We start from the raw sequence: 23,401 nt of genomic DNA, 5'->3' as shown, positions 1-23,401 counted from the left end.
GGGGTCGGCTTCGGGCCGGGGTCCGCCGCTCACGGCGAGTCCAGCCGGTGGCGGATCCGGTCGAGCAGCCGTGTGGTGTCGACGGGCTTGGCGACGTGGTCGTCGGCACCCGCCGCGAGGCTCTTGTCCCGGTCCCCGGGCATCGCCTTGGCGGTGACGGCGATGACGGGCAGGTGCGCGAAGCGCCGGTCGGCGCGGATGGCCCGGATGGCGGCGTAGCCGTCGACGCCGGGCATCATGACGTCCATCAGGACGAGGTCGGTCTCGGGGTGGGCGCGCAGCAGGTCGAGTCCGCTGCGGCCGTCGCCGGCGCGCAGGACGGTCAGGCCGCTCTGTTCGAGTGCGGCGGCGAGCGCGAGGACGTTGCGGTCGTCGTCGTCGACGATCAGGACGGTCCGTCCGGCGAGGGATCCGGCGAGGGTTCCGGCGGGCCGGTGGCGCGCGGGCCGGGCGGCGGGTGCTGCCGTCCGCCGACCGGCGAGCAGCTGGACGACGCGCTCCCGCAGGTCGTCCAGCCCCCGGACGAGGTCCACGCCGGGCGGTGCGTCCGGCGTGCCGTCCGCCCGGTAGCCGAGCACGGGGGTGCCGTCCGGGCGGGCGTCGAGCAGGACGGGCGCGAGCGCTCCGGCCCGGCCGAGGTCGAGCACGACGACGCGCCGGGGCCCGGCGGCGGCGAGCGCGGCGCGCAGCCCGGCCTCGTCCGCCACGCTCTCGACCGGCACCGATGTCGGCACCGGCAGCGCGTCGCCGGCACCCGGCGGGTCGGCGGCATCCGGCGGCCCGGCCGCGCCCACCGACGCGCCCACCGACGCGGCGGCCGCCCGCGCGAGCAGGGTGAGCAGCCCGGGCGGGTCGGGTTCGACGACCAGGATCCCCGGCTCGGCCCGCGGCTGCCCGTCCTCCGGCGCCGGGTCGTCGGCCGCCTCCGGGCCGGTCTCGGTGACCGGCAGGTAGAGCGTGAAGCGGCTGCCCTGCGCCGCCGTGGAGACGACGGTGATGGTGCCGCCGAGCAGCCGGGCGAGCTCCCGGCTGATGGACAGCCCGAGGCCGGTGCCCCCGTAGCGGCGGCCGGTGGAGCCGTCGGCCTGCTGGAAGGCGCCGAAGATGGCGTCCAGGTGGGCGGAGTCGATGCCGATGCCGGTGTCCTCGACGTGGAACGCCACCGCGGCCTCGGCCCGGCCGAGTTCGGCGGGCAGCCCGGGCGCCCCGACGCGTTCGATCCGCAGCTCGACCCGGCCGGTGTCGGTGAACTTGACGGCGTTGGAGAGCAGGTTGCGCAGCACCTGCCGCAGCCGGGCCTGGTCGGTGACGAGCCGGTCCGGGACGCCGGGCCCGACGACGGCCCCGAAGGCGAGGCCCTTCTGGTCGGCGAGCGGCTGGAAGGTGGACTCGACGTATTCCAGCAACTCCCGTACGGCGAAGGGCTCTGGCGTCAGCTCCATCTTCCCGGCCTCGACCTTGGAGAGGTCGAGGATGTCGTTGATGAGCTGGAGCAGGTCGGTGCCGGCGGAGTGGATGACGCCCGCGTACTCGACCTGTTTGGGGGTGAGGTTGCCGGTGGCGTTCTGGCTGAGCAGCTGGGCGAGGATGAGCAGGCTGTTGAGCGGGGTGCGCAGCTCGTGGCTCATGTTGGCCAGGAATTCCGACTTGTACCGGGAGGTGAGGCTCAACTGCCGTGCGCGCTCCTCCAGTTCCTGACGGGCCTGTTCGATCTCCAGGTTCTTGGCCACGATGTCGCGGTTGCGCTCGGCGAGCAGTCCGGCCTTCTCCTCCAGCTCGGCGTTGGAGCGCTGGAGTTCCTCCTGGCCCGCCTGCAACTGCTCGGACCGGGCCTGGAGTTCGGCGGTGAGCCGTTGGGATTCGCCGAGCAGTTCGTCGGTGCGGGCGTTGGCGAGCAGGTTGCCGATGTTGACGCCGCAGGTCTCGGCGAACTGTTCCAGGAAGTCGCGGTGGACCTGGGTGAAGGCGTGGACGGAGGCGAACTCCAGCACGCCGAGCAGCCATTCCTCCAGCGCGATCGGCAGGATGACCAGCGAGCGGGCGTCGGCGGCCCCGGCTCCGGAGGCCACGGTCGCGTAGCCGGGCGGCAGTTCGTCGACCACGATGGGCCGCCTGGTCCGGGCGGCCTGGCCGACCAGCGACTCCCCCAGCCGCACCCGCTGCTCCCGCAGCCCTTCGGCGGGTCGGCCGTAGACGCTGATCGGGACGAGCTCGGCGCCGCGGGTGGTCTCCTCGGCGAGGAAGAAGGCGCCGTACTGGGCCCCGACCAGCGGGGTGAGCTCGTCGGTGATCAGCTCGGCGACGGCCTGGATGTCCCGGCGGGCCTGGACCTCGGCGGAGAAGCGGGCGAGGTTGGTCTTCAGCCAGTCCTGCTCCTGGTTGGCGAGGATGGTGTCGCGCAGCGATCCGACCATCGCGTTGATGTTGTCCTTGAGGTCGGCGACCTCTCCGGAGGCGTCCACGCTGATCGAGCGGGTGAGGTCCCCGGCCGCGACGGCGCTGGTCACCTCGGCGATCGCCCGGACCTGCCGGGTGAGGTTCCCGGCGAGTTCGTTGACGTTCTCGGTGAGGCGCTTCCAGGTGCCGGAGACGCCCTCGACCCGGGCCTGGCCGCCGAGCCGCCCCTCGGTGCCGACCTCCCGGGCGACCCGGGTCACCTCGTCGGCGAAGGACGACAGCTGGTCGACCATGGTGTTGACGGTGGTCTTCAGCTCCAGGATCTCGCCGCGCGCGTCCACGTCGATCTTGCGGGTGAGGTCGCCCTCGGCGACGGCCGTGGTGACCTGGGCGATGTTGCGCACCTGGCTGGTGAGGTTGTGCGCCATGAAGTTGACGTTCTCGGTGAGGTCCTTCCACGTCCCGGCGACGTTGGGCACCCGGGCCTGGCCGCCGAGGATGCCCTCGGTGCCGACCTCGCGCGCCACCCGGGTGACCTCGTCGGCGAAGGACGACAGCTGGTCGACCATGGTGTTCAGGGTGGTCTTCAGCTCCAGGATCTCGCCGCGCGCGTCCACGTCGATCTTGCGGGTCAGGTTGCCCTCGGCGACGGCCGTGGCCACCTGGGCGATGTTGCGCACCTGCCCGGTGAGGTTCCCGGCCATCGCGTTGACGGCCTCGGTCAGGTCCAGCCACGTCCCGGTCGCGTCCGGCACCAGCGCCTGCCCGCCCAGGCGCCCCTCGGTGCCGACCTCCCGCGCCACCCGGGTCACCTCGGAGGTGACCCGCGCGAGCTGGTCGGACATCCCGTTGAAGACCGTGGCGATCTCCCCGAGCACGCCCGGCCGGCCCGGGTCCAGCCGGGTGCGGAAGTCGCCGTCGCGGACGGCCGTGAGCCCGGCGAGCAGCGGGCGCAGCGCCTGCTCGGCCTGCCCCTCGGCAGGGTGCTCGTCCATCGGTGCCACCGTCCGGATCGCCGTACGGCCGGGGCCCGGTCCGCCGGAACGCCCGGCCCGGGGCAGCGGACCGCCGCCCCCGTTCCCACTGTGCCACCGCGGGCCGCGGGGCGACAGCCGCGTTCGGCCGGGGCGGGACGACGCTCAGGCGGGCAGGGTGTCCCGGATCCGGAAGGCGTCCGTCGCGCCGGTGAGTTCCAGCATCCGCAGCACCAACGGCCGGGGGCGGGCCAGTTCGATCCGGCTGCCGTCCGCCTCGGCCCGGGCCTGGCCGCGCAGCAGCGCGTTGAGCCCGGTGGAGTCGCAGAACTCCAGCCCGGCGCAGTCGACCACGACGACGGTGGCGGGCTCGCCGAGGGCCGCCGCGAGGACGCCGTCCAGCTCGGCGGCCGAGTCGAGGTCGAGCTCGCCGTACAGGGAGACGACGGTGCCCTCGGCCCAGGGCGACACCTCGACGCTGAATCCGCCGGGCACGTCGGCGTGGTCGAAGGTCCGGTGCGGGGACTTCGGTGAGCGCCGTGACATCGTCCCGACTCCTCTCGCCAAGGGAGGGCCAGCCGGGTGGGAGGACTCCCACCGGCGAACGGCCCCACCAGGGCGGCTGTCCACTGGGGCGGTCCGGAAACGCCCCGCGGCGGTGCGGGCCCGGGTTCGGGCGGTTTCGGGCTTCGGGGATTGCAGGCTCCGGCGGGTCAGGCCTCGGACGGGTCGGGCTTCGGCAGACTCGGGCGTCCGCCGGCTCAGGCTTCGGACGGGTCGCCCCAGCCCGGGGCGTCCCGGTCCTCCAGCCGCTCGCGCAGCCCGCCCAGGGCGGCGGCCAGCAGCCGGGACACGTGCATCTGGGACACGCCGATCCGTTCGGCGATCTGCGACTGCGTGCAGCCGTCCCAGAACCGGAGCTTGAGCACCGTCTGCTCGCGGCGGGGCAGCTCGGCGAGCAGCGGTCGGACGGCGGTGCGGAAGTCGGCGAGTTCGAGGGCGGGGTCGCAGGCGCCGAGCCGGTCGAGCCGGGCGCTGCCGGCCTCCTCGCCGTCGTGCTCGCGCAGCGCGTCCAGGGAGCTCGGGCGGTAGACCTGCCCGGCCAGCAGCCCCTCGGTGGCCTGCTCGACACTCAGGTGCAGGTCCTCGGCGATCTCCTCCGGGCGCGGCAGTCGGCCCAGCTCCTGCTCCAGCCGGTCGGAGCCGCGGGCCACCGTCAGGTAGAGCTCCTGCACGCTGCGCGGCACCCGCACCGGCCAGGAGGTGTCGCGGAAGAACCGTTTGATCTCGCCGGCGATGGTGGGGATCGCGTAGGTGACGAACTCGACGCCGCGGCCCAGGTCGTAGCCGTCGACGGCCTTGATCAGGCCGATCGTGCCGACCTGCAGGATGTCCTCCAGGTCCTCGGCACGGTGCCGGAAGCGGGCCGCTATGAACCGCACCAGCGGCATGTTGAGCTCGATGACGGTGCCGCGCACGTAGCTGTACGCGCGGCTCTCCCGGGGCAGGTCGGCCAGCCGCCGGAACAGCGCGTCGCTGAGCTCCCGGGCCTCGGCCTTGCCCATCCCCCGCAGCTGCGCCTCGCTCGGGCGCGGGGGCACGCCGGGCGGGACGCCGGGCGGCGGGCTCTGCGCCGGTCCGGAGCGGGGCGGGGCTTCGAGGTCGGGGGTCATGGTCGTGCTTCCGGGGAACGCGGCGGAGGGCCGGTCACGGACGACCGCCGCAAGGGTGTTCTACCCGGCCCGCGGTGACCGACGCCCGATTCCTCCCGATCAGCCGGGTTCCTGATGAATTGCACGATTCGCCGCGCCTCCGGACGGGTACACGCGTTCGCGCATCAGCCTCGGCGAGCGAGGAGGGCGAGGTCATGTCCGTTCCGACGTCCCACCCCCACCCCCGTCCCGGACCACGGCCGGGCGAGGAGCCCCACCCCGAGCCCCCGCCGATCCCGCCGTTCCCCCGGCCCGAGCCCTTCCCGGACCCGGATCCGGCGCCGCCGCCCCAACCGGAGCCCGGCCCGGCCTGACCGGCCCGACGTGAGCGGGCCGGCCTGCGGGGCTCAGCGCGGGAAGTGCCGGTCCAGCGGCGACGGCACCTCCAGCCAGACCTGCTTCCCGCCCCCTTCCGGCAGCGAGCCCCAGGCCCGGGCGAGCCGGTCGACCACCCGCAGGCCGTGGCCGCCCGGGATGGCCGGGTCGGCGTTCGATCGCAGCCGGGGCGGCACCGGGCTGGCGTCCGCGACCTCCACCCGCAGCCGGTCGCCGTCCCAGTGCAGCCGCAGTTCGCGCGGCCCGCCGGGGGCGTGCAGGCACGCGTTGGTGACGAGCTCGGAGACCATCAGCAGGACATCCTCCGAGACCGCCTGCTGCTCCTCGTCGACGGCGGGCAGCCAGTGCCAGGACAGCAGGGCCCGCCGGCTGAAGTCGCGGCAGAGCTGCACGGCACCCTCACTGCCCGCCAGCGCGAGCCGCCTGGTCTGCCCGCGGTCCGGCAGCGGCACGCTCGCGACGGGGTCCACTCCGCGCCTCCTCTCACTGCTGGCCGGCGCTCGGGCCGGGCCACTCCCCTGGGTCGGTCGGCTTCTCCGGGCCCAGCGCCGTCGCGCGATCGGGGTGGATCCGCAGCACGCTGTCGGCTCCGGTGATCGCGAACAGCCGGGCCACGGCGGGGCGCGGCGCGGCGAGTTCGAGCGTCCACCCCGCCGCGTCCGCGTCCAGCCGGGCGCGCAGCAGGATGTTCAGGCCGGTCGAGTCGCAGAACCGCAGGCCGTCCAGGTCGACCAGGATCCGGTCCAGGCCGTCGAGCAACGGCTCGGCGAGCGCCGCGCGCAGCCCGTCGGCGGTGTCGTGGTCGAGTTCGCCGACCACCGTGACGACCCGCACCGGGCCCTCGTCGACCACCGTCACGCTCAGCCCCCCGGGTTCGAACGCCCCGTCGCCGGGGTCCTCGGTCGGCCGTGGCATGGCACGCTCCCGGTCCGCTCGGGACGGCGGACTGCCGTCCCGACCATCATGCCGCGCGGCTCCGCCCGCCGCGCGGAGGGCCGGAGTCGCCCGGCGGTCCCGGGCGCGGACGGGGCCGTTGCGGGCCGGTCGTCCACTGCGGCGTCTGCCCACCCGCGCCGCGGCCACACCCGCGGGCCGCTCCCCGGGGGGCGCGTCGGAGGGCCTCGCATGGAACTCCGCGTCCCGGGCACACGCCGCGCGGGGCGGACCTCGCCCTCACCGAACGCCGGGAGGAGCGTGCGCCATGGGCATCGAGGAGCAGATGCGCGGCCTGACCGACGAGACCGGCGACAAGGCCGGGGAGGGCGCGGACGCCCGCCAGGACGAGGCCGAGGAACGCGCCCGGGAGATGAACGACGACCTGCAACGGGCCGCGGAGGAGCGGCGCGAGGACAGGGGGAGGCGCTGAAGCCCGCCCGGCGGCCGTCCGTCCCCGTACGGCCGCCGGGCGGTCGGCCCACCCCGCAACCGGATCCGGAGGCTGGACGCATGAGCAACCAGGACACGCCCGAACCGCAGGAGCCGCAGGCCACGCCCGTCCCAAAGGACCCGCCGGTCCCGGTCGAGACGCCGGAGTCGCGGACGGCGGGCGAGGGCGGCCCGGCGCCGGAGCCGGAAACGCGGGACGATCGAGAAGGGCCGGCCCCGGAGCACACCGAGCCGGCCCACGAACCGGAGCCGCACGAGCCGCCCGACTGAGCCGGTGCGCGAGTCGGACCGGCGCCCGCGTCGGGCCGAGCGCGAAGGAGGTCGTCCGTGACGACGAACGGACCCGGCCGCCGCCCGGCCCGCCGCCCCCGGCGCGCCCGGCCGCTCGGCAGCCGCCCGTCCCCGGTGCCGCCGCACCGGGGGCGGCCGGTGCCGGCCGACGACCACGTGCCGCCCGGGCTGCGCACCGCCGCCGGGTACACCTGGCGGCTGCTGCTGCTCGGGGTGGCCGCGTACCTGGCCGTCGACGTGCTGGCGCGGCTCGTCCTGCCGGTCGTGGCGGTCTTCGTCGCCCTGGTGATCACCTCCGTGCTGCGCCCGCTGGTGGACCTGCTCGCCCGGGTGCTGCCCCGCTCGCTCGCGGTGCTGCTCTCCTTCCTGCTGGCCGGCGCACTGGTCGGCGGGATCCTGGCGCTGGTCGGCACGACCGTCGCCGACGAGTGGAGCCGACTGGGCACCGAGCTGCGCGGCGGCCTCGGCCGGATCGACCACTGGCTCACCGGCGCCCCCTTCCACCTGCGGCCCGGCACCGTCACGGACCTGCGCGCGAAGATCGGCTCGTTCGTCGCCGCGCACCGCACGGCGCTGCTGAACACGGCGATCAGCCAGGCGAGCCGGGTGGTCGAACTGGTCACCGGTCTGGCGCTGGCGGTGTTCTGCTCGGTGTTCTTCCTGCACTCCGGCGACCGGATGTGGCGCTGGGCGGAGTCCCTGCTCCCCCACCGCGCCCGCCCGGTCTGGCACCGGGCGGGGCGGGCCGCGTGGCGCAGCTTCGCCGGGTACACCCGCGGGGTGCTGATCGTGTCGGCGACCAACGCCGTGCTGGTCGGCATCGCGCTGGCCGTGCTGCGGGTGCCGCTGGTGCTGCCGTTGATGGTGCTGGAGTTCGCGGCGGCGCTGGTGCCGCTGATCGGCTCCCCGATCGCGCTGGCCGTGGCGGCGCTGGTGGCGCTGGCCACCCGGGGGCCGGTGGTGGCGCTGCTGGTGCTCGCCCTGATCGTGGTGATCGGCCAGATCGAGGGCCACCTGCTGCACCCGCTGGTGATGGGCTGGTCGGTGCGGATCCACCCGGTGGCGATCGCGCTGTCGGTGACCGGCGGCGCCGTCCTGGCGGGCGTGCTGGGCGCGGTGGTGGCGGTCCCGGTGGTGTCGGTGGCCTGGGCGGTCATCGGCGAACTACGGGACCACGATCCTTAGCGCCCGGCCGCCCCGGAGTCCCGCCGCCGGTCGGCCCGGTCAGCACCGGTCGGCACAGGTCAGCGCCGGTCGGTGCTCAGGCCGTCCAGGGTGAGGTCGAGGAGGCGTTCGGCCTGCTCCCGCTGCTCCGGCTTTCCCGAGGTGAGGGCGATGCCGGTGAGGGCGGCGAACATGTCGGCGGGGCCGATGTCCGAGCGGACGGTGCCGGCTTCGACGCCGGCGGACATGAGTGAGGTCAGGGCGGCCATCATCATCTCGTGGCTCCGGGCGTAGGGGTTGACGCCGGATTCGACGAGGGCGCGCAGGGCGTCGGCCATGCCGAGCTTGGCGGTCGCGTAGTCGATGAAGCGGCCCATCCAGGCGCGCAGGGCCTCGCGCGGGGCCAGCGCGGCCAGCAGGTCGGGGGCCGCGTCGCACAGTCGGACCAGCTCGTTGCGGTAGGCGGCCTCGATGAGGGCCTCCCGGGTGGGGAAGTTGCGGTAGAGCGTGCCGGAGCCGACGCCGGCCTCCTTGGCGATGCGCTCCAGGTGCGCTTCCAGTCCGTCTTCGGCGAAGACGCGTACCGCGGCCGAGAGGATCTTGTCCCGATTGCGCTGCGCGTCGGCCCGCAGCGGGCGCCCTGTCTCCCGGACCATCCGCGGTCTCCTGTCATCCCGAGCTTGCTAACCGGCGACGCCTCCACTTATGGTGAAGGAACTGGAGGCGCCTCCACTTCCACTCTAGGGCATGCATTCCAAGGAGAAGAACCCATGAGTCTCCCGCTCGCGGAAAAAGTCGCCGTGGTCACGGGCGGCGCGTCCGGGGTCGGCCTGGGCATCGCCCAGGAGTTCGTCGCCAACGGCGCCCACGTGGTCATCACCGACCTGCACCAGGAGGCGCTCGACGAGGCGGTCGCGGTGATCGGGCCGAACTGCTCGGGGATCGTGGCCGACGTCACCGAGCTCGCCGACATGGAGGCCGCCTACCGCCGGGTGAAGGAGCGCCACGGGCGACTCGACGCGGTCGTGGCCAACGCCGGGATCGGCGCGCACGCCCCGCTCGGCGCCATCACCGAGGAGCAGTTCGACCGGACCTTCGACGTCAACGCCAAGGGCGTCCTCTTCACCGTTCAACCCGCGCTCGCGCTGCTGCCGCCCGGCGGCACCGTCGTCGTCATCGGCTCCACCGCGTCCATCCGGCCCCCGCGCGGGATGAGCCTGTACGGCGGCTCGAAGGCCGCGGTCCGCGCCTTCGTCCGGGCCTGGATCCAGGACACCAAGGGGTCGGGGATCCGCATGAACATCCTCAGCCCCGGCGCGGTCGACACCGACTCCCTGCGCAGCGCACTGGCGATGGCCCAGGGAGCCGACCACGTCGACGCCGCCGTCAGGGCCATGGGAGAGGGCAACCCGACCGGGCGGATCGCGGACCCGCGCGAGATGGGGAAGGCCGCGGTCTTCCTCTCCAGCGACGCCTCCAGCTTCATCACCGGCGTCGAACTCTTCGCGGACGGCGGCATGGCCCAGGTATGAGCCGGCCGGCCCGGCGGTCCGGCCCACCCGGCCGGACCGCCCCCGCCCGGCGCGTCGCGGCGATGCGCCGGCTGCGGGTCAGGCCTTCGGCCAGTTGCGCAGCAGCGCGTCGAGGGCGTCCAGGATGCGCGGCCAGGTGGCCTCGGTGCCGCGCGGGGTGTGCTGGAAGCTCCCGGCCCGCTCCAGGGTGACGTAGCCGTGGAAGGTGCTGCCGAGCAGCCGGACGGCGTCGGTCTCGTCGGGCTCGGCGAGGTGGTAGCCGCGCAGGATGGCGCGGGTCATCCGGGAGTGCCGGACGGCGGCGCTGGCCCGGGCGGTGTCGGGGTCGAGCTGGAGCTGCGCGGCGGCGTAGCGGCCGGGGTGCTCGCGGGCGTAGTCGCGGTAGGCGTCGGCGAAGGCGGTGAGGGCGTCGCGGCCGGCGCGGCCGGCGATGGCGGCGCCGACCCGGTCGGCCAGTTCCTCGAGGGCGAGCAGCGCGATCCGGGTCTTGAGGTCCTGGGAGTTCTTGACGTGCGAGTACAGGCTGGCGTCCTTGACGCCGAACTGTCGGGCGAGCGCCGAGACCGTCACCTTGTCGAAGCCGACCTGGTCGGCGAGTTCCGCACCCGCCCGGGCGAGTCGTTCCGCGTTCAGTCCCACGCGCGCCATGCCGTTCCCTTCCGCCGCTTCCGTCACGTCCGTCGCCTGAGGGCATTATACGTTTGCCTAATACTCCTAGGTAATTTACGTTGGCTCCTATGAAGCCATTGACCGAACCGGAGATCCGCGCCGCCTTCGTGAACTGCACCAAGGGCGAGGCGAAGCGCCTGCACGTCCCCCGCGACCTGGCCGAACGGCCGTGGGAGGACCTGGACTTCCTCGGCTGGCGGGACCCGCAGGCCCCCGACCGCGCCTACCTCGCCGCCGAGCTGGACGGCCGCACCGTCGCCGTCGCCCTGCGCTCCTCCGGCGCCGCCTCCTGGCAGGCCCGGCGCAGCATCTGCTCGCTCTGCGTCACCACCCACACCGGCGGCGTCTCGCTGCTGGTCGCGCCGCGTGCCGGGGCGGCCGGCAAGCAGGGCAACTCCGTCGGCGCCTACATGTGCGCCGACCTCGCCTGCTCGCTGTACGTGCGCGGGAAGCGGGAGGTCGGGACGAAGCTGCACGAGTCGCTGAGCCTGGAGGAGAAGGTCCGGCGCACGGTGGCCAACCTCGCCGCCTTCGTCGCCAAGGTCACCGCCTGAGCCGCCCGGAGCCGTCCCGAGCCGCCCCGAGCCGTCCGCGCACACCCTGCCGGGCGCTCCGCCGGTCCGGGACGTTTCCGCAGGTCGGATACCCTCGTCGCATGAGCGACAACCTGCCCCCGTGTCCCCGCTGCTCCTGCGAGTACACCTATGAGATGAACGCGCTGCTGGTCTGCCCCGAGTGCGCCCACGAGTGGGAGCCCGCCGCGGCCGGCGCCGAGTCGGGCCCGGGCGAGCGGGTCATCAAGGACGCGGTCGGCAACGTGCTGAACGACGGCGACACCGTCACCGTCGTCAAGGCCCTCAAGGTCAAGGGCAGCGTCTCCGGGATCAAGGCCGGCACCAAGGTCCGCAACATCCGCCTGGTCGACGGCGTCGACGGCCACGACATCGACTGCCGCATCGAGGGCTTCGGCGCCATGCAGCTCAAGTCCAGCGTCGTCAAGAAGGCCTGACCGGACCGGCCTTCCCCGCCGCACGGTAGGTTCCTCACCGCAAGGTTCCCCACCGAAAGGCGACCCATGTCCACGTCCAGCAGCAGCGTCGTCGTCGAGAACGCGGCGGAGCGGCAGCGGTACGAGATCCACGTCGACGGCGAGCTCGCCGGCTTCACCGAGTACCGCGACCGCGACGCGCAGCGCGTCTTCTTCCACACCGAGATCGACGACGCGTACGCCGGCCAGGGCCTGGCCGGCCGCCTCGTCGAGGAGGCGCTGACCGACGTGCGGGCGAAGGGGCTGCGCCTCGTGCCGGTCTGCCCGTACGTGGCCAAGTTCCTGGTCAAGCACCAGGAGTTCGCGGACATCACCGACCCGGTCACCCCCGAGGTCTCCGAGTGGCTGCGCGCGCACCTGCGCTGACCCGGACTCGACCAACAGGCCTCTCCCGTCCACCCGTTCACCACCGGCACCGCGCACGGGACGGCCGGATCCGGCCGGGCGCACGCGCCCGGCGCGCCAGGGGGCCGTTGGGCCCTGGACCGGCCGGCGCGGGGTCGGTCATGCTGGTCGCCGGGCCGGCCGAGCGGCCGCGCCCGTGTGGCGAAAGGGCCTGGACGATGGGCGAGTTGGTGACGGTACGGACGTTCGGGGCGGTTCCCGGCGAGGTCCTGGCCGAGGCCCGGGCCCGGGTCGCCGCCGTCGCGGCGGCCGCCGGGCAGGGCACCCTGGTGGAGGCGCTGCGGATCCGGCTGGCCGCCGCGGCCGGCGGCCTCCTGGCGCACGACGGGGTGCTGGCCCAGGTGAACGCCGAGGTGGACGGGCGCCGCATCCGGGTCCAGGCCGCGGCGGCCGGCCCGGGCGACCCGCTCGACCGGGTCGCGGAGGCGCTGCGCGCCCGGATCCGGGCCGCCACCGGCGCCTGGGTGCCCCGCCCCTGGGCCGCCTCCGCCGTCCCTCCCGCCCCCGTCCCGGTCGGCCTGCCGGCGGAGGGCACCCGGCACATCGTCCGCCGCAAGCGGCCGTGGCTCGTCCGCTGCACGCCGGAGGCGGCCGCCCGCACGATGGACGCGATGGACTACGACATCCACCTGTTCACCGACCCGGCGACCGGCACCGACGCCGTCGTCTACCGCGTCGGGCCGACCGGCTACCGGCTGGCCCGCACCCTCCCGGCCGGACCGGCGGCCCGCCGCCGCACGCCGATCACGCTCAGCCCGCACGGCGCGCCCCGGCTCACCGAGGAGGAGGCCGTCGACCGGCTGACCGCCGCCGAGCTGCCGTTCCTGTTCTTCGCGCACCCCGCGAACGGGCGCGGCCGGGTGCTCTACCGCCGCTTCGACGGGAACCTCGGGCTGATCGCCGGCCGGGACCGACCCGGCCCGGCCCTACCGTGACACCCGTCACTCGATGACGGCCTCGGGGTCGTCCGTGGTGTGCATGGCCGCCTCCTCCGCCGAGGCGGCGCCGCCCGAGATCCCCACGTCCTCCGCGATCAGGTCGCTGCGCGACCCCGCGGACAGCACCAGCCGCCCGGTGCGCACCTCGCCGGCCTCCGGGTCGAGCGGCTCGCCGTCGGTGCCGTAGCAGTCGCCGATGCCGTCCCCGTCCGGCGCCGCGACCTCCGGCAGCTCCTCCGCCAGCCGCTGGTCCAGGCTCTCGCGCACCCGCTGCTCCGCCGCGGTCACGCCGTGGCGCCGCACGCCGAGCGGGCGCTCCGGGGGCGCGTAGCCCTCGTCGAGCGCCGAGTCGAGGCCGCGGTCCTCCAGGGTGTCCTCCGGCTCCAGGGGCCCGATGTCGTCCTGCACCTCCGAGCCGTCCGGCTGGTACACCTGGTCGCCCATCAACGCTTCGTCCGACACGAGTTCCTCCTTCGCCGGCCGAGCCGACCGCACCGGTGCCCGGCCACTGCCCGTCCGTACGGCGGGCGACCGCCGGGCCCGGACGGCGGCGGTCCGTCCGGGTTCACTCCCCAGAGTCCCATGCGGCGGCGATCTCCGCAGGGGCTGCCGGGCCCGGACGTGCCACCGCCCCGCCGGGCGGTCGCTCGGCGGGGCGGTGGCGGGAGGGTGCGCGTCACATGTTGATCATGTGCCCGGCCAGGCCGTGGATGGCCTCCTTGACCGCCTCGCCCAGGGTCGGGTGGGCGTGCACGTTGCGCGCCACCTCGTGCACGGTGAGGTCCCACTGCTGCGCCAGGGTCAGCTCGGGCAGCAGCTCGGTGACCTCCGGGCCGATCAGGTGGGCGCCGAGCAGCTCGCCGTACTTGGCGTCGCTGATCACCTTGACGAAGCCGATCGGGTGGCCGAGGCCGTGCGCCTTGCCGTTCGCGGTGAACGGGAACTTCGCGACCTTGACGTCGTGGCCCAGCTCGCGGGCCTGCGCCTCGGTGTAGCCGAAGGAGGCGATCTGCGGCTGGCAGTAGGTGGCGCGCGGGATCATGGCGAAGTCGACCTCCATGGTCTCCGCCCCGCCGATGGTCTCGGCGGCGATCACGGCCATCGTCTCGGCGGCGTGCGCCAGCATCAGCTTCGCGGTGACGTCGCCGATCGCGAAGATGTGGTCCGCGCTGGTGCGGCCCCGGCCGTCCACCGCGATGGCGCCCCGGTCGGTCAGCTTGACCCCGGCGTTCTCCAGGCCGTAGCCGTTGACGCGCGGCGCGAAGCCGATCGCCTGCAGCACCTTGTCGGCCTCCAGCACCTGCTGCTGGCCGTCCTTGCTGACGGTGACGCGGACCTTGGCGTTCGGGTCGCTGTCGTCGATCGACTCCACCCGGGTGGAGGTCAGCACCTCGATGCCCAGCTTGCGGTACTGCTTGGCGAGCTCGGTGGAGACCTCGACGTCCTCCAGCGGCACCATCCGGTCCAGGAACTCGACGATGGTGACCTTCACGCCGTAGTTGTGCAGCACGTACGCGAACTCGACGCCGATCGCGCCGGCGCCCGCGATGATGATGCTGCCCGGCAGCTCCTCGGTGAGGATCTGCTCCTCGTAGGTGACCACGCGGTCGCTCAGCTTGGTGCCCGGCAGCAGGCGGGTGGTGGCACCGGCGGCGATGATGCAGTGGTCGAAGGTCACCACGTCGAAGCCGCCGCCGCTCAGCGCGACCTGCAGCGTGTGGTCGTCGACGAAGGTGCCCCAGCCGTCGTACTCGGTGATGCCGTTCTTCTTCATCAGGTAGTGGACGCCCTTGACCCGGCCGTCCGCCACCACCCGGCTGCGCTTGAACGCCTCGCCGAAGTCGAAGCTCACCGTGCCCTCGACCTTGATGCCGAAGGTCTTGGCCTCCTTGGTGAAGATGTGCGCCAGCTCGGCGTTGCGCAGCAGGGCCTTGGAGGGGATGCAGCCGACGTTGAGGCAGACGCCGCCCCAGTACTTGGCCTCGATGATCGCGGTCTTCAGGCCCAGCTGCGCCGAACGGACGGCGGCGGTGTAGCCGCCGGGGCCCGCGCCGAGGACGACGACGTCGTAGTGCGTGCTCATGTTGCTGACTCCTCCGAGGGTGTCACGGTGTCGTGATCTCGGTCCCATGGTGTCAGGACCGGACCCGGCGCACCCACCGGGTCTCGGCGGACGCGCACCGCGCGGAACCGTACCCGGCCGGAGGGCGGGTTGTCAGTGGCGTCCGCTACGGTGCCGGGCACCGGCGCACCTCCGGGCCCGCCTTCCGGTGGTCGGCGGGCCCGGAGGAGCATCGGGCGGGGCTCAGGCGGGGCTCAGGCGGTGAGGCCGTGGGCGTCGCCGCCGGCGGGGGCGGTGACGGCCTGGCGCTGGGCCGGGGCGGGGCGTTGGAGGGAGGAGAGGTCCCAGGCGTAGGTGCCGACGGCGTGGGCGATCACGTCGATGTTGACGTCGAAGGCGCCCATGTCGAGGTTGGCCAGGTCGTCGCAGGCCCGGTGGTAGCAGGGGTCGAAGGCGGTGCCCGCCGTGCCGCCGTAACGGGCCGCCTGCTCCGGGGACTTGACGACCTCGGCGCCGGTGTCGGTGCCGCCGGCCGGGATGCCCGCGTCGATGAACGGGCCGTAGTCGGAGCGGCCGTTGAAAGCGGTCGGCTCGTGCGGGACGGCCCGGCCGTCGAGGTAGCCGGTGAGGTCCCGCTCGATCTGGGCCGAGCCTTCGGGGCCGGCGCCGCCGCCGCTGCTGCCGGAGCCGTTGTAGACGAACTGCGCGAAGTTGGGCGAGGCGATCATGTCGAAGTTGAGGTAGAGCCGGATCTTCTTCTTGTCCGCGTCGGAGAGCGAGTTGACGTACGCTTCGGAGCCCTTGAGGCCGAACTCCTCGGCGGACCACCAGGCGAAGCGGACCTTGTTCTTCACCGGGTGGACGTTCAGGTTGCGCGCCACCTCCAGGATGCCGGCCGAGCCGGAGCCGTTGTCGTTGATGCCGGGCCCGGCGGGCACGGAGTCCAGGTGCGCGCCGACCATCACGGTGTTCGCCGGGTCGCCGCCCCTGGTCTCGGCGAGGACGTTCCAGGTCCTGCGCGCCTCCATGAAGGTGCGGATGTCCAGGGTCACCCGGACGGGCCCGGCGGCGGCCTTCGCGGCCAGCGCCTCGCCGGCGGCCCGGGAGATCCCGCCGGTCGGGACCTTCCCGGCGGCCGGGTCCCCGAGGGTGCCGTTCAGGTCGCCGTCCGCGTTGTTGTAGACCAGCGCGCCGACCGCGCCCGCCCCGGCCGCGGCGGCCTGCTTGGCGGCGAAGCTGCACCCGCCGCGCCGGATCAGCGCGATCCTCCCGGCGACCGAGCCGGCCGGGTAGTCGGCGGCCGTGCACCCGGTGGCCGCGCCGACCGGTGCGACGCCCAACTCGGCGGTCAGGCCGCCGTCCGGGCCGCTCGCCGAGTAGGTCATCGCAATCACCGGCACGGTCTCGGCCTGCGGCGAGAGCACCTCCAGCCGCTGCGCGCGGGCCTCGAAGTACGTGTACACGAACTCCTGCCGGGACACCTTGAGCCCGGCGAGGCGCGCCTGCTCGTAGACGTACTGCGCCGACTCGTCGTGGCCCTTGGAGCCGGCGGCCCGGGTGCCGCCGTTGCGGGTGGCGATGCGCTGGAACGCGGCCAGGGTGTCGTGGGCGTCCTCGGCACTGCTGGCCGCCACCAGCCGGGCGGCGAGCTTGGCGGCCTTGCGCGCCGGATCGGGGTCGGCGGCGGCCGGGCCGGCCCCGGCGAGCAGCAGCGGGGCGGCCAGGGCGGCGGCGGTCAGCCGACGGGTACGCGACTTCAAGAGAGCTCCTTCAGACGGTCCGTGAAGTCACGATTGGACAGGACGGCAAAGCCCTTGCCAAGCCCATCACACGATTCGGTCAACGGGAGTCGCCGCTCCGGCTGTCGCCGCCCTCCTCGCCCGCGCCGCAGTTCTCGCACGGCTCGGGGCCGGGCCGCTCGCGCAGCCGTCCGCACTCCGGGCACACCCGGTCCAGCCAGCAGACCGGCTCGCCGCCTTCGTCCATGCCGCCGATTCTGCTCCTCCCGCGCCCCGGACCGCGAGTAGACAGTGTCTACGCCCACCTGCTAGACAGTGGCCCATGATCGATCAGGAGCTGGACCTGCGGGCCCGACTGGTGGCCGCCGGCGTCGAGTTGGTGAACAGCGAGGGCGTCCACGCGCTCGGCCTGCGCGAGATCGCCCGCCGGGCCGGCGTCTCGCACGGCGCACCGCGCCGCCACTTCCCCACCCACCGGGAACTGCTCTCCGCCATCGCCCGGCAGGGCTTCGGCCGCCTCACCGACACCCTGGCCGGCGCCGACGCGCTCGCCGCCGGCACCGGCGCGGACGCCCGCACCCGGCTCGGCGCGCTCGCCCGCGCCTACCTCGCCTTCGCGGCGGCCAGCCCGGGCATGTTCGAGCTGATGTTCCGCCACGACCTGCTGGAGGGCAGCGGCGCCGAGCTGCGCCGCACCACCCTGCCGCTGTTCCGGACGATGGCGCGGCTGGTCGGCGAGTGCCACCCGGACTCCGACGACCCGACCGCCGCCACCGCCGCCCTGTGGGCCAACCTGCACGGCCTCGCCCAGCTGCGCGCCACCGGCAGCCTCGGGCTCGCCACCGGCGGCGACGACCTCGAACCGGTTCTGCGCGCCGCCCTGGACGCCCACCTCGGCCCGGCCGCCCGGTGAGGCCCGCCCGGCCGATGCGGCCCGCACAGCCGGCCGGGGCCGCGCAGCCGGTGACGTCCGGCCGCCCGGTGCGGCAGGCGCCCCGCCCCGGGCTGGTCCTCGCCGCGAGCGTGACGGGCGCCGTCCTCGTCGCCCTGGACGGAACGGTCCTGACGGTCACCCAGCCCACCCTCCAGCACGACCTGCACGCCTCCGTCCCCGCCGTCCAGTGGACCAGCACCGGCTACCTGCTGACCGTCGCCGCCCTGCTGGTCCCGGCCGGCCGGCTCGGCGACCGCTACGGCCACCGGCGCCTCTTCACCCTCGGGGTGGCCGGCTTCGCCGCCGCCTCCGCCGGGATCGCGCTCGCCCCCGGCATCGGCTGGGTGATCGCCCTGCGGGTCCTCCAGGGCGTGGCCGGCGCCCTGCTGCAGCCCGCCACCCTGGGCCTGCTGCGCACCGCGCTGCCCGCCGAGCGGCTGCCCGGCGCGATCGCGGCCCGCACCAGCGCGATCGGGCTGGCGGCGGCCGCCGGGCCGCTGGTCGGCGGCGCGCTGACCACCCACCTGGGCTGGCGGGCGGTGTTCCTGCTCGGCATCCCGCTGGCCGCGGCCGCCGGGCTGCTCGCCCGGGGCCCGCTGGCCGTCCCGGCGGCAGCGCCCGAACCGGCGGCCGGCCGCGCCGGCTTCGACCTGCCGGGCGCGGCCCTGCTGGCACTCGCGCTGGCCTGCCTGGTGCACGCGCTCACCGCCCTGCCGGGCACCGGCTGGTCGGCCCCCACCCTGCTCGGCCTGGCCGCCTCCGCCGGCTTCGGCCTGGCGCTGCTGCGGCAGGAGCGGCGCGCCGCCCGTCCGCTGCTGCCGCTCGACCTGCTCCGCTCGGCGGCGGTGGCCCCGGCGCTCGGCATCCTGCTGACGGCCTCGGCGGCGCTGTTCGGCACGCTCTTCCTCGCCACCTACTACCTGCAGGACGTGCTCGGCCTGAGCCCGCTGCGCAGCGCCGTGCGCGCGGCGCCGCTGGCCCTGGCGATGGTCCTCGCGGCGCCGGCCTCGGCGACGTCGGCGAAGCGTCGGGGCCCGCGCGGCGCCCTGCTGCTGGGGACGTCGCTGATCACCGGGGGCGCGCTGCTGATCGCGCGGCTCGGCCCGGGCGCGGGAGCCGTCGAGGTCGGCGGCTGCTTCCTGCTGCTGGGGGCCGGGTTCGGCACGGTGATGGCCACCGCCACCGTGGCGATCGTCCGGGGCGCCCCCGCCGCCGAGGCCGGGGTGGCGGGCGGCCTGCAGCAGACGGTGCTCAACGTCGGCCCGGCCCTCGGCGTCGCCCTGGCCACCACCATCGCCGGACGGACGGCACCCGGCGCCGCACTCGCACCGGGCGCGTCCGCGCTCGCCGCCGTCGCAGCGGCCGGCATCCTGCTCGCCGCCCGCCTGCCCGCCGAGGCGACGCAACCGGCACTCACACGCCGGTGACCCCGTCGATCCCCTCCCGCAGCAGGTCGGCGTGGCCGTTGTGGCGGGCGTACTCCTCGATCAGGTGCAGCAGGATCCAGCGCAGCGAGACGGTCGCGAAGCCGAGCGCGGCCGCGTCCTGGGGCAGCAGGTGCCCGGGGTCGTCGAGCGAGGCGTCGGCGATCAGCGCGCGGCCGCGTTCGACCTCCGCGTCCCACTCGGCGAGCGCGTCGGCCATGCCGCGGTCGGGCGTCAGCGCGAAGCCGTTCCGGCCGTCGTCCCCGTGCGGGGCGGGCGCGTCGAGGCCGGCGAACACCCGCTGGCACCACTGGCGTTCGACCTCGGCGAGGTGCTGGACGAGGCCGAGCAGGGTCATCGGCGAGGGCCCGGCCGAGGCCGTCCGCACCTGACGGTCGTCCAGGCCCTCGACCTTGAGCGCGAGCGTCGCCCGGTGGAAGTCCAACCAGGCCTCCAGCATGGCGCGTTCATCGGCGTGCGGGGGCGGAATCGGCCGCCCGTCCGGGAGCGTCTGCATGCGGACCACCTTGGCACGAGGCCCGGTCCCTCGACGGGATTTGCTCGCCTCCGTCCGCGAGTTGACGTGCGGCCACGACCCACGGGCCGACTGACGGTCCGACACACCACCGGGCCGTCGGTGCGGGTGGGTCCGTGCGGGTGAGGGGGAAGAGGGACCGCATCCGGACCGATCCGGCCCTGCGCGCAGCCGGCTATCGGGCGGCACGCTCGTGCTGCGGCCGCACGGCCCGATGCGGCGTCGACCGGTCGCCGACCGCGCCGCGCCCGAGCAGCATCAGCGCCGTCAGCTGCACGACCGCCCCCACCGCCGGCCCCGTCCACACGCCGACCACGCCCAGCGGCCCCGACAGGCCCACCGAGGCGGCGAGTTGGGCGCCGAGCCCGAGCAGGACCGAGACCACCACGGGCCGCCCGGCGCCCGCCCCCTGGTACACGCCGCCGAGCGCGACCACCAGCGCGTACGGCAGCAGGTAGAGCGCCGCCGTCCGCAGGAAGGTCTCCGACTGCCCGGCCACCGCCCGGTCGCCCGTGAACAGCGCCGTCAGCGGCCCGGCGGCCGTCGCGGCGAGGAGGGCCGCGACGGCCCCGGTCAGCGCGGCCGACCGGCCCACGGCCCGGTGCAGTTCGCGCAACGCCCCGCTCGCGCCAGCGCCGCCGAGGCGGGCGGACTCGATCGCGGCGGCCTGGCGCAGCGCGTAGAAGGCCATGGTGGCGACGAGCAGCAGCCGGTAGCCGACCCCGTACCCGGCGACCGCCGCGACGCCGAAGCCCGCGGTCAGGGCGAGTTGGGCGGTGCCGACGGCCATCCGGACGGTGAAGTCCAGGCCGAACGGCAGCCCGGCGCGCAGGATCCGTCCGGCCGCGGCACCGACTCCGGCGGGCGCGCCGCCGGCCGCGGGAACCGTGCGGGGCCGCAGCCGCAGGGTGACGGCGAAGGCGATCGCCCGGGCGCCGGTCAGCGCCAGCGCCGCGCCGGTGACGCCGAGGGCGGGCAGCGGCCCGGGGCCGAGGACGAGCAGCGGGTCGAGGAGGAGCAGCAGGGCGTTGGAGAGCAGGGCGATCCGCATGGGGGTGCGGGTGTCGCCCGCGCCCTTGAAGAGCTCGTCGGCGACGCGCTGCCCGAAGAAGAGCCCGAGGGCGGGCAGGGCGACGGCGAAGTAGTCGGCGGCGAGGGCGGCGGCCCGGCCGTCGAGGAAGGCGCCGGCGAGCTGGTGGCGCAGCAGGTAGCCGGGCAGGGCGAGGGCGAGCGTGGCGGCGGCGCAGAGCCGCCAGGCGGCGCGGGTGGTCCGGGCGGGCTCGGCGGGGTCGTCGGCGCCGCGGGCGCGGGCGAGGCGGATGCTGGTGCCGGAGGCGACGACCAGGATGACGCCGAGCAGCAGGTTCTCGACGGTGCCGGCCAGGGTCACGGCGGCGACGGCGGGGGCGCCGAGGCGGGCCACCCAGAAGGTGCTCACCACGGTGGCGAGGACGCCGGAGAGGAGTTCGACGTAGACCGGTCCGGCCAGTGCGCCCAGTCGTCGCAGGTGTCCGCGCATGGTTCCCCCCTGAGGATCGCTGATGCCTCGCCGAGGCATCGCCGAGGCATCGTGGTACCTCGAAGTGAGGTACACCGATATGAGATACATCGAATCGATGCATATCGGCAAGAGGTAACATGATCGCGTTCCCCGGCGCACCCGACGAAAGGGCTCCGCACGTGCTGACCCTCGCGATCCTCGGCTTCCTGTACGACCAGCCGCTGCACGGATACGAGCTGAAGTCCCGGATCACCGGCCTGACCGGGCACGTCCGCCCGGTCAGCGACGGCGCGCTCTACCCGGCCATCACCCGGCTGGAGAAGGCCGGGCTGCTGCGCCGCCGCACCGAGCCGGGCACCGGAGCCGCCCCGCGCCAGACCCTGGAGCTGACCGACGAGGGCCGGGCCGAGCTCCAGCGGCGGCTGGCCGATCCGGAACAGGCCGAGATCACCGACCAGATCCGCTTCTTCGCGCTCGCCGCCTTCCTCCACCACCTCGCCGACCCGGTCCGCCAGGGCGCGGTGCTGCGCCGGCGGCTGGCCTTCCTGGACGAGCCGAGCAGCTTCTTCTACGACGGCGACGGGGAGCCGGTCCGCGCCGAGACGGAGCCCAACCCGTTCCGCCGGGGCATGCTGCTGGTCGCCCGCGCCTCCACGGCGGCCGAGCGCGCCTGGCTGGCCGAGACGATCGCGGCGCTCGAACCGGCAGCGCTCGAACCGGCACAGCTCGAATCAGCACAGCTCGAACCGGCACAGCTCGAACCGGCGAAGCTCGAACCGACCGTCCGACGCCGGCCGGAGTGACCCCGGAGCGAACGGTTCCGAACGGCTGAGCGAGCCCGTGGGCGGCCCGGATCCGCGGTGTTCGACACCTGGTCCCACCAGGGCCCGGCGTCGCTATGATGATCCGCCACACGACCTCGGTGCTCACCCGCCGCGGCGTGCACCGTCTCCGCGTCCGTCCCACCCCTGGAGGCTGCCGTGCCCACCACAGAGACCGCGGCCGACCAGCCCGCCCCGCTGAAGCGGGACGACATCCCCGGCTGGTTCTTCGGCCTCGACCGGGCCGCCTTCCGCCACCTGCTCGCCGCCCAGACCGCGGCCGGCCTCAGCGGCGACCTGCTGGAGCTGGGCAGCTACCTCGGCCGCAGCGCCGTCCTGCTCGGCGACCACCTCGCGCCCGGCGAGCGGCTGACCGTCTGCGACCTGTTCGACTCCGAGGCCGGGGACAGCGAGAACGCCGCCGAGATGGAGATGTCCTACCGCCGGACGCTCACCCGCAGCGCCTTCGAGGCGAACTACCTGGCCTTCCACAGCGAGCTGCCCGCGATCGTCCAGGCGCCGACCTCCGTCCTCGCGGACGGCCGGATCCCGGCCGGCAGCTGCCGGTTCGTCCACGTCGACGCCTCGCACCTGTACGAGCACGTCGCCGGCGACATCGCGGTGGCCCGGGCCGCCCTGGTCGAGGACGGCCTGATCGCCCTCGACGACTACCGCTCCGAGCACACCCCGGGCGTCTCCGCCGCCGTCTGGGAGGCCGTCTTCACCGGCGGGCTGCGGCCGGTGCTGCTCACCCCGATGAAGTTCTACGGCACCTGGGGCGACGCCGAAGCCGCCCGCCGGGTGCTGCTGCGGCGGGACTGGCGGGCCGAGAGCTACACGGTCGACGAGGACACCATCGCCGGCGCGCGCGTGCTGCGGCTCAACTACCGGGTGAAGGCCCCCGTCCTGCCGCCGCAGCGCTCCGCCCCGCGCCGGCTGGCACTCGACCTCCTCCCCCCGGTCGCCACCCGCGCCACCCGCCGGGTGCTGCGCACTCTGCGCGAACGCCGCGCCGCCCGGCCGGTGCCCGGGGCCTGAGCCTCACGCGGCCGTTCGTGCCGCGAGCGCCCGGGTGATGCCGCGGCGCAGCCGGGCGGAGGCGCCCGGGAGCCGGCCGAGCGCCCGGATCCGCTCGGCGGGCAGCTCCGGCCGGGCGGCCAGCCGCAGCACCGCCGCGTACGGCCGCTCGCCCTCGGCGAGGAGCGCGGCCACCGACTCGACCAGCCCGTCCAGGGCGGCGCCGGTGACGGCGGGGTGCGCGGCGAGCAGGTGCGTCAGCCGGTTGTCGTTGTGGTCGCTGTTCCGGCGGCCGACCAGCGCGGCCAGCGCCTCGGTGGGCGCGGCGGCGTTCCTGGCGATCGCCTGCCACACGAACGGGTACTCGGCGCGGCGGGCGAGTTCGCCGAGCACCGCCGGGTCGGCGGTCCGTTCGGCGAGCCGCAGGTAGTCGGCACCGGTGTGCAGGTGGTTCAGGGCCTCGGTGTCGTCCATGCCGTCCATGCCGTCCATGCCGTCCATCTCGGCCGTCAGCAT

At 74.9% G+C, this 23,401-nt stretch carries 25 protein-coding genes and 1 pseudogene; 12 read left to right on the top strand and 14 right to left on the bottom strand.

Going from position 1 to position 23,401, the window contains the following annotated elements; genetic code table 11:
* Positions 1 to 29: 29 nt before the first annotated feature.
* From AB2U05_RS32625 to AB2U05_RS32605, 5 genes are all read right to left on the bottom strand, one after another.
* Positions 30 to 3,392, bottom strand: a complete 3,363-nt coding sequence (locus AB2U05_RS32625; RefSeq protein WP_369185139.1) for a HAMP domain-containing protein — start codon at positions 3,390 to 3,392, stop codon at positions 30 to 32.
* Between the two features lie 144 nt (positions 3,393 to 3,536).
* Positions 3,537 to 3,917: an STAS domain-containing protein gene (locus AB2U05_RS32620; protein WP_045700286.1), complete on the bottom strand. Its 381-nt coding sequence runs from the start codon at positions 3,915 to 3,917 to the stop codon at positions 3,537 to 3,539.
* 215 nt (positions 3,918 to 4,132) lie between these two features.
* Positions 4,133 to 5,044, bottom strand: coding sequence for a SigB/SigF/SigG family RNA polymerase sigma factor (locus tag AB2U05_RS32615; RefSeq protein ID WP_052707546.1), 912 nt, complete (start codon positions 5,042 to 5,044; stop codon positions 4,133 to 4,135).
* Between the two features lie 386 nt (positions 5,045 to 5,430).
* Positions 5,431 to 5,889: an ATP-binding protein gene (locus AB2U05_RS32610; RefSeq protein WP_244178932.1), complete on the bottom strand. Its 459-nt coding sequence runs from the start codon at positions 5,887 to 5,889 to the stop codon at positions 5,431 to 5,433.
* 13 nt (positions 5,890 to 5,902) lie between these two features.
* Positions 5,903 to 6,334, bottom strand: coding sequence for an STAS domain-containing protein (locus AB2U05_RS32605; protein ID WP_369185138.1), 432 nt, complete (start codon positions 6,332 to 6,334; stop codon positions 5,903 to 5,905).
* Positions 6,335 to 6,620: 286 nt separating this feature from the next.
* Between AB2U05_RS32605 and AB2U05_RS32600 the strand changes: the two genes are divergently transcribed.
* From AB2U05_RS32600 to AB2U05_RS32590, 3 genes are all read left to right on the top strand, one after another.
* On the top strand, positions 6,621 to 6,785 hold the full coding sequence (locus tag AB2U05_RS32600; RefSeq protein ID WP_369185137.1) for a hypothetical protein: 165 nt from the start codon (positions 6,621 to 6,623) through the stop codon (positions 6,783 to 6,785).
* A gap of 80 nt (positions 6,786 to 6,865) precedes the next feature.
* Entirely contained in the window at positions 6,866 to 7,075 is a 210-nt protein-coding gene (locus tag AB2U05_RS32595) for a hypothetical protein (protein WP_045700281.1), read from the top strand.
* A gap of 57 nt (positions 7,076 to 7,132) precedes the next feature.
* On the top strand, positions 7,133 to 8,281 hold the full coding sequence (locus tag AB2U05_RS32590) for an AI-2E family transporter (RefSeq protein ID WP_369185136.1): 1,149 nt from the start codon (positions 7,133 to 7,135) through the stop codon (positions 8,279 to 8,281).
* Between the two features lie 59 nt (positions 8,282 to 8,340).
* On the opposite strand, the gene AB2U05_RS32585 is transcribed toward AB2U05_RS32590, so the two are convergent.
* Positions 8,341 to 8,916: a TetR/AcrR family transcriptional regulator gene (locus AB2U05_RS32585; RefSeq protein ID WP_369185135.1), complete on the bottom strand. Its 576-nt coding sequence runs from the start codon at positions 8,914 to 8,916 to the stop codon at positions 8,341 to 8,343.
* Between the two features lie 114 nt (positions 8,917 to 9,030).
* On the opposite strand from AB2U05_RS32585, the gene AB2U05_RS32580 reads away from it, so the two are divergent.
* Positions 9,031 to 9,792, top strand: a complete 762-nt coding sequence (locus AB2U05_RS32580) for an SDR family NAD(P)-dependent oxidoreductase (RefSeq protein ID WP_045700275.1) — start codon at positions 9,031 to 9,033, stop codon at positions 9,790 to 9,792.
* Between the two features lie 78 nt (positions 9,793 to 9,870).
* Here AB2U05_RS32580 and AB2U05_RS32575 read toward each other — a convergent pair whose 3' ends face one another.
* The gene (locus AB2U05_RS32575; RefSeq protein WP_369185134.1) at positions 9,871 to 10,440 is read right to left on the bottom strand and encodes a TetR/AcrR family transcriptional regulator; all 570 of its coding nucleotides are present in this window, start codon (positions 10,438 to 10,440) and stop codon (positions 9,871 to 9,873) included.
* Positions 10,441 to 10,529: 89 nt separating this feature from the next.
* Between AB2U05_RS32575 and AB2U05_RS32570 the strand changes: the two genes are divergently transcribed.
* The 4 genes from AB2U05_RS32570 to AB2U05_RS32555 all read left to right on the top strand — a co-directional run bounded on the left by AB2U05_RS32570 (position 10,530) and on the right by AB2U05_RS32555 (position 12,849).
* The gene (locus AB2U05_RS32570; protein ID WP_045700271.1) at positions 10,530 to 11,015 is read left to right on the top strand and encodes an FBP domain-containing protein; all 486 of its coding nucleotides are present in this window, start codon (positions 10,530 to 10,532) and stop codon (positions 11,013 to 11,015) included.
* Between the two features lie 101 nt (positions 11,016 to 11,116).
* A complete protein-coding gene (locus AB2U05_RS32565) occupies positions 11,117 to 11,470 on the top strand; it encodes a zinc ribbon domain-containing protein YjdM (protein ID WP_369185133.1) in 354 nt (117 codons plus the stop codon).
* 66 nt (positions 11,471 to 11,536) lie between these two features.
* Positions 11,537 to 11,875 (top strand): GNAT family N-acetyltransferase, encoded by a 339-nt coding sequence (locus tag AB2U05_RS32560; protein ID WP_045700266.1) that lies wholly within the window; start codon positions 11,537 to 11,539, stop codon positions 11,873 to 11,875.
* Positions 11,876 to 12,072: 197 nt separating this feature from the next.
* Entirely contained in the window at positions 12,073 to 12,849 is a 777-nt protein-coding gene (locus AB2U05_RS32555) for a sigma 54 modulation/S30EA ribosomal C-terminal domain-containing protein (protein ID WP_369185132.1), read from the top strand.
* A 6-nt stretch (positions 12,850 to 12,855) separates the two neighbouring features.
* On the opposite strand, the gene AB2U05_RS32550 is transcribed toward AB2U05_RS32555, so the two are convergent.
* The 4 genes from AB2U05_RS32550 to AB2U05_RS32535 all read right to left on the bottom strand — a co-directional run bounded on the left by AB2U05_RS32550 (position 12,856) and on the right by AB2U05_RS32535 (position 16,900).
* Positions 12,856 to 13,296, bottom strand: coding sequence for a DUF5709 domain-containing protein (locus tag AB2U05_RS32550; RefSeq protein WP_045700262.1), 441 nt, complete (start codon positions 13,294 to 13,296; stop codon positions 12,856 to 12,858).
* Positions 13,297 to 13,528: 232 nt separating this feature from the next.
* Positions 13,529 to 14,935 carry a dihydrolipoyl dehydrogenase gene (gene lpdA / locus AB2U05_RS32545; RefSeq protein ID WP_369185131.1) on the bottom strand — a complete coding sequence of 469 codons (1,407 nt, stop codon included), beginning with the start codon at positions 14,933 to 14,935 and terminating at the stop codon, positions 13,529 to 13,531.
* A gap of 233 nt (positions 14,936 to 15,168) precedes the next feature.
* Positions 15,169 to 16,674 carry a M28 family metallopeptidase gene (locus AB2U05_RS32540; protein WP_369185130.1) on the bottom strand — a complete coding sequence of 502 codons (1,506 nt, stop codon included), beginning with the start codon at positions 16,672 to 16,674 and terminating at the stop codon, positions 15,169 to 15,171.
* Positions 16,675 to 16,753: 79 nt separating this feature from the next.
* Positions 16,754 to 16,900: a hypothetical protein gene (locus tag AB2U05_RS32535; protein ID WP_369185129.1), complete on the bottom strand. Its 147-nt coding sequence runs from the start codon at positions 16,898 to 16,900 to the stop codon at positions 16,754 to 16,756.
* A 75-nt stretch (positions 16,901 to 16,975) separates the two neighbouring features.
* Here AB2U05_RS32535 and AB2U05_RS32530 point away from each other — a divergent pair, with 75 nt between their 5' ends.
* Both AB2U05_RS32530 and AB2U05_RS32525 read left to right on the top strand, forming a co-directional pair.
* Positions 16,976 to 17,566 carry a TetR/AcrR family transcriptional regulator gene (locus tag AB2U05_RS32530; protein WP_045700258.1) on the top strand — a complete coding sequence of 197 codons (591 nt, stop codon included), beginning with the start codon at positions 16,976 to 16,978 and terminating at the stop codon, positions 17,564 to 17,566.
* A 14-nt stretch (positions 17,567 to 17,580) separates the two neighbouring features.
* Entirely contained in the window at positions 17,581 to 19,014 is a 1,434-nt protein-coding gene (locus AB2U05_RS32525; RefSeq protein WP_369185128.1) for an MFS transporter, read from the top strand.
* Here AB2U05_RS32525 and AB2U05_RS32520 read toward each other — a convergent pair.
* Both AB2U05_RS32520 and AB2U05_RS32515 read right to left on the bottom strand, forming a co-directional pair.
* Positions 19,001 to 19,528: a DinB family protein gene (locus AB2U05_RS32520; RefSeq protein WP_369185127.1), complete on the bottom strand. Its 528-nt coding sequence runs from the start codon at positions 19,526 to 19,528 to the stop codon at positions 19,001 to 19,003. The genes AB2U05_RS32525 and AB2U05_RS32520 overlap by 14 nt on opposite strands.
* A gap of 193 nt (positions 19,529 to 19,721) precedes the next feature.
* Positions 19,722 to 21,065, bottom strand: a complete 1,344-nt coding sequence (locus tag AB2U05_RS32515; protein WP_369185126.1) for an MATE family efflux transporter — start codon at positions 21,063 to 21,065, stop codon at positions 19,722 to 19,724.
* A gap of 161 nt (positions 21,066 to 21,226) precedes the next feature.
* Here AB2U05_RS32515 and AB2U05_RS32510 point away from each other — a divergent pair.
* Positions 21,227 to 21,748 (top strand): annotated as a pseudogene (locus AB2U05_RS32510) (PadR family transcriptional regulator); the annotation flags it as partial.
* A 279-nt stretch (positions 21,749 to 22,027) separates the two neighbouring features.
* Positions 22,028 to 22,906: a class I SAM-dependent methyltransferase gene (locus AB2U05_RS32505; RefSeq protein ID WP_369185125.1), complete on the top strand. Its 879-nt coding sequence runs from the start codon at positions 22,028 to 22,030 to the stop codon at positions 22,904 to 22,906.
* Between the two features lie 3 nt (positions 22,907 to 22,909).
* Here AB2U05_RS32505 and AB2U05_RS32500 read toward each other — a convergent pair whose 3' ends face one another.
* Entirely contained in the window at positions 22,910 to 23,401 is a 492-nt protein-coding gene (locus AB2U05_RS32500; RefSeq protein ID WP_369185124.1) for a hypothetical protein, read from the bottom strand.

Origin of the sequence: Streptomyces sp. Y1 (assembly GCF_041053115.1) — a bacterium.
Lineage (GTDB): Bacteria > Actinomycetota > Actinomycetes > Streptomycetales > Streptomycetaceae > Kitasatospora > Kitasatospora rubellomurina.
The sequence above is the reverse complement of the archived record's forward strand: the minus strand, read 5'-3'. Positions and strand labels throughout refer to the sequence as shown.

What these genes read in the sequence shown, in the direction of transcription:
- AB2U05_RS32625 (WP_369185139.1), bottom strand. Translation starts at nt 3,392, where the DNA reads ATGGACGAGCACCCTGCCGAGGGGCAGGCCGAGCAGGCGCTGCGCCCG.
- AB2U05_RS32620 (WP_045700286.1), bottom strand. Translation starts at nt 3,917, where the DNA reads ATGTCACGGCGCTCACCGAAGTCCCCGCACCGGACCTTCGACCACGCC.
- AB2U05_RS32615 (WP_052707546.1), bottom strand. Translation starts at nt 5,044, where the DNA reads ATGACCCCCGACCTCGAAGCCCCGCCCCGCTCCGGACCGGCGCAGAGC.
- AB2U05_RS32605 (WP_369185138.1), bottom strand. Translation starts at nt 6,334, where the DNA reads ATGCCACGGCCGACCGAGGACCCCGGCGACGGGGCGTTCGAACCCGGG.
- AB2U05_RS32600 (WP_369185137.1), top strand. Translation starts at nt 6,621, where the DNA reads ATGGGCATCGAGGAGCAGATGCGCGGCCTGACCGACGAGACCGGCGAC.
- AB2U05_RS32595 (WP_045700281.1), top strand. Translation starts at nt 6,866, where the DNA reads ATGAGCAACCAGGACACGCCCGAACCGCAGGAGCCGCAGGCCACGCCC.
- AB2U05_RS32585 (WP_369185135.1), bottom strand. Translation starts at nt 8,916, where the DNA reads ATGGTCCGGGAGACAGGGCGCCCGCTGCGGGCCGACGCGCAGCGCAAT.
- AB2U05_RS32580 (WP_045700275.1), top strand. Translation starts at nt 9,031, where the DNA reads ATGAGTCTCCCGCTCGCGGAAAAAGTCGCCGTGGTCACGGGCGGCGCG.
- AB2U05_RS32575 (WP_369185134.1), bottom strand. Translation starts at nt 10,440, where the DNA reads ATGGCGCGCGTGGGACTGAACGCGGAACGACTCGCCCGGGCGGGTGCG.
- AB2U05_RS32570 (WP_045700271.1), top strand. Translation starts at nt 10,530, where the DNA reads ATGAAGCCATTGACCGAACCGGAGATCCGCGCCGCCTTCGTGAACTGC.
- AB2U05_RS32565 (WP_369185133.1), top strand. Translation starts at nt 11,117, where the DNA reads ATGAGCGACAACCTGCCCCCGTGTCCCCGCTGCTCCTGCGAGTACACC.
- AB2U05_RS32560 (WP_045700266.1), top strand. Translation starts at nt 11,537, where the DNA reads ATGTCCACGTCCAGCAGCAGCGTCGTCGTCGAGAACGCGGCGGAGCGG.
- AB2U05_RS32555 (WP_369185132.1), top strand. Translation starts at nt 12,073, where the DNA reads ATGGGCGAGTTGGTGACGGTACGGACGTTCGGGGCGGTTCCCGGCGAG.
- AB2U05_RS32550 (WP_045700262.1), bottom strand. Translation starts at nt 13,296, where the DNA reads ATGGGCGACCAGGTGTACCAGCCGGACGGCTCGGAGGTGCAGGACGAC.
- lpdA (WP_369185131.1), bottom strand. Translation starts at nt 14,935, where the DNA reads ATGAGCACGCACTACGACGTCGTCGTCCTCGGCGCGGGCCCCGGCGGC.
- AB2U05_RS32535 (WP_369185129.1), bottom strand. Translation starts at nt 16,900, where the DNA reads ATGGACGAAGGCGGCGAGCCGGTCTGCTGGCTGGACCGGGTGTGCCCG.
- AB2U05_RS32530 (WP_045700258.1), top strand. Translation starts at nt 16,976, where the DNA reads ATGATCGATCAGGAGCTGGACCTGCGGGCCCGACTGGTGGCCGCCGGC.
- AB2U05_RS32525 (WP_369185128.1), top strand. Translation starts at nt 17,581, where the DNA reads ATGCGGCCCGCACAGCCGGCCGGGGCCGCGCAGCCGGTGACGTCCGGC.
- AB2U05_RS32520 (WP_369185127.1), bottom strand. Translation starts at nt 19,528, where the DNA reads ATGCAGACGCTCCCGGACGGGCGGCCGATTCCGCCCCCGCACGCCGAT.
- AB2U05_RS32515 (WP_369185126.1), bottom strand. Translation starts at nt 21,065, where the DNA reads ATGCGCGGACACCTGCGACGACTGGGCGCACTGGCCGGACCGGTCTAC.
- AB2U05_RS32500 (WP_369185124.1), bottom strand. Translation starts at nt 23,401, where the DNA reads ATGCTGACGGCCGAGATGGACGGCATGGACGGCATGGACGGCATGGAC.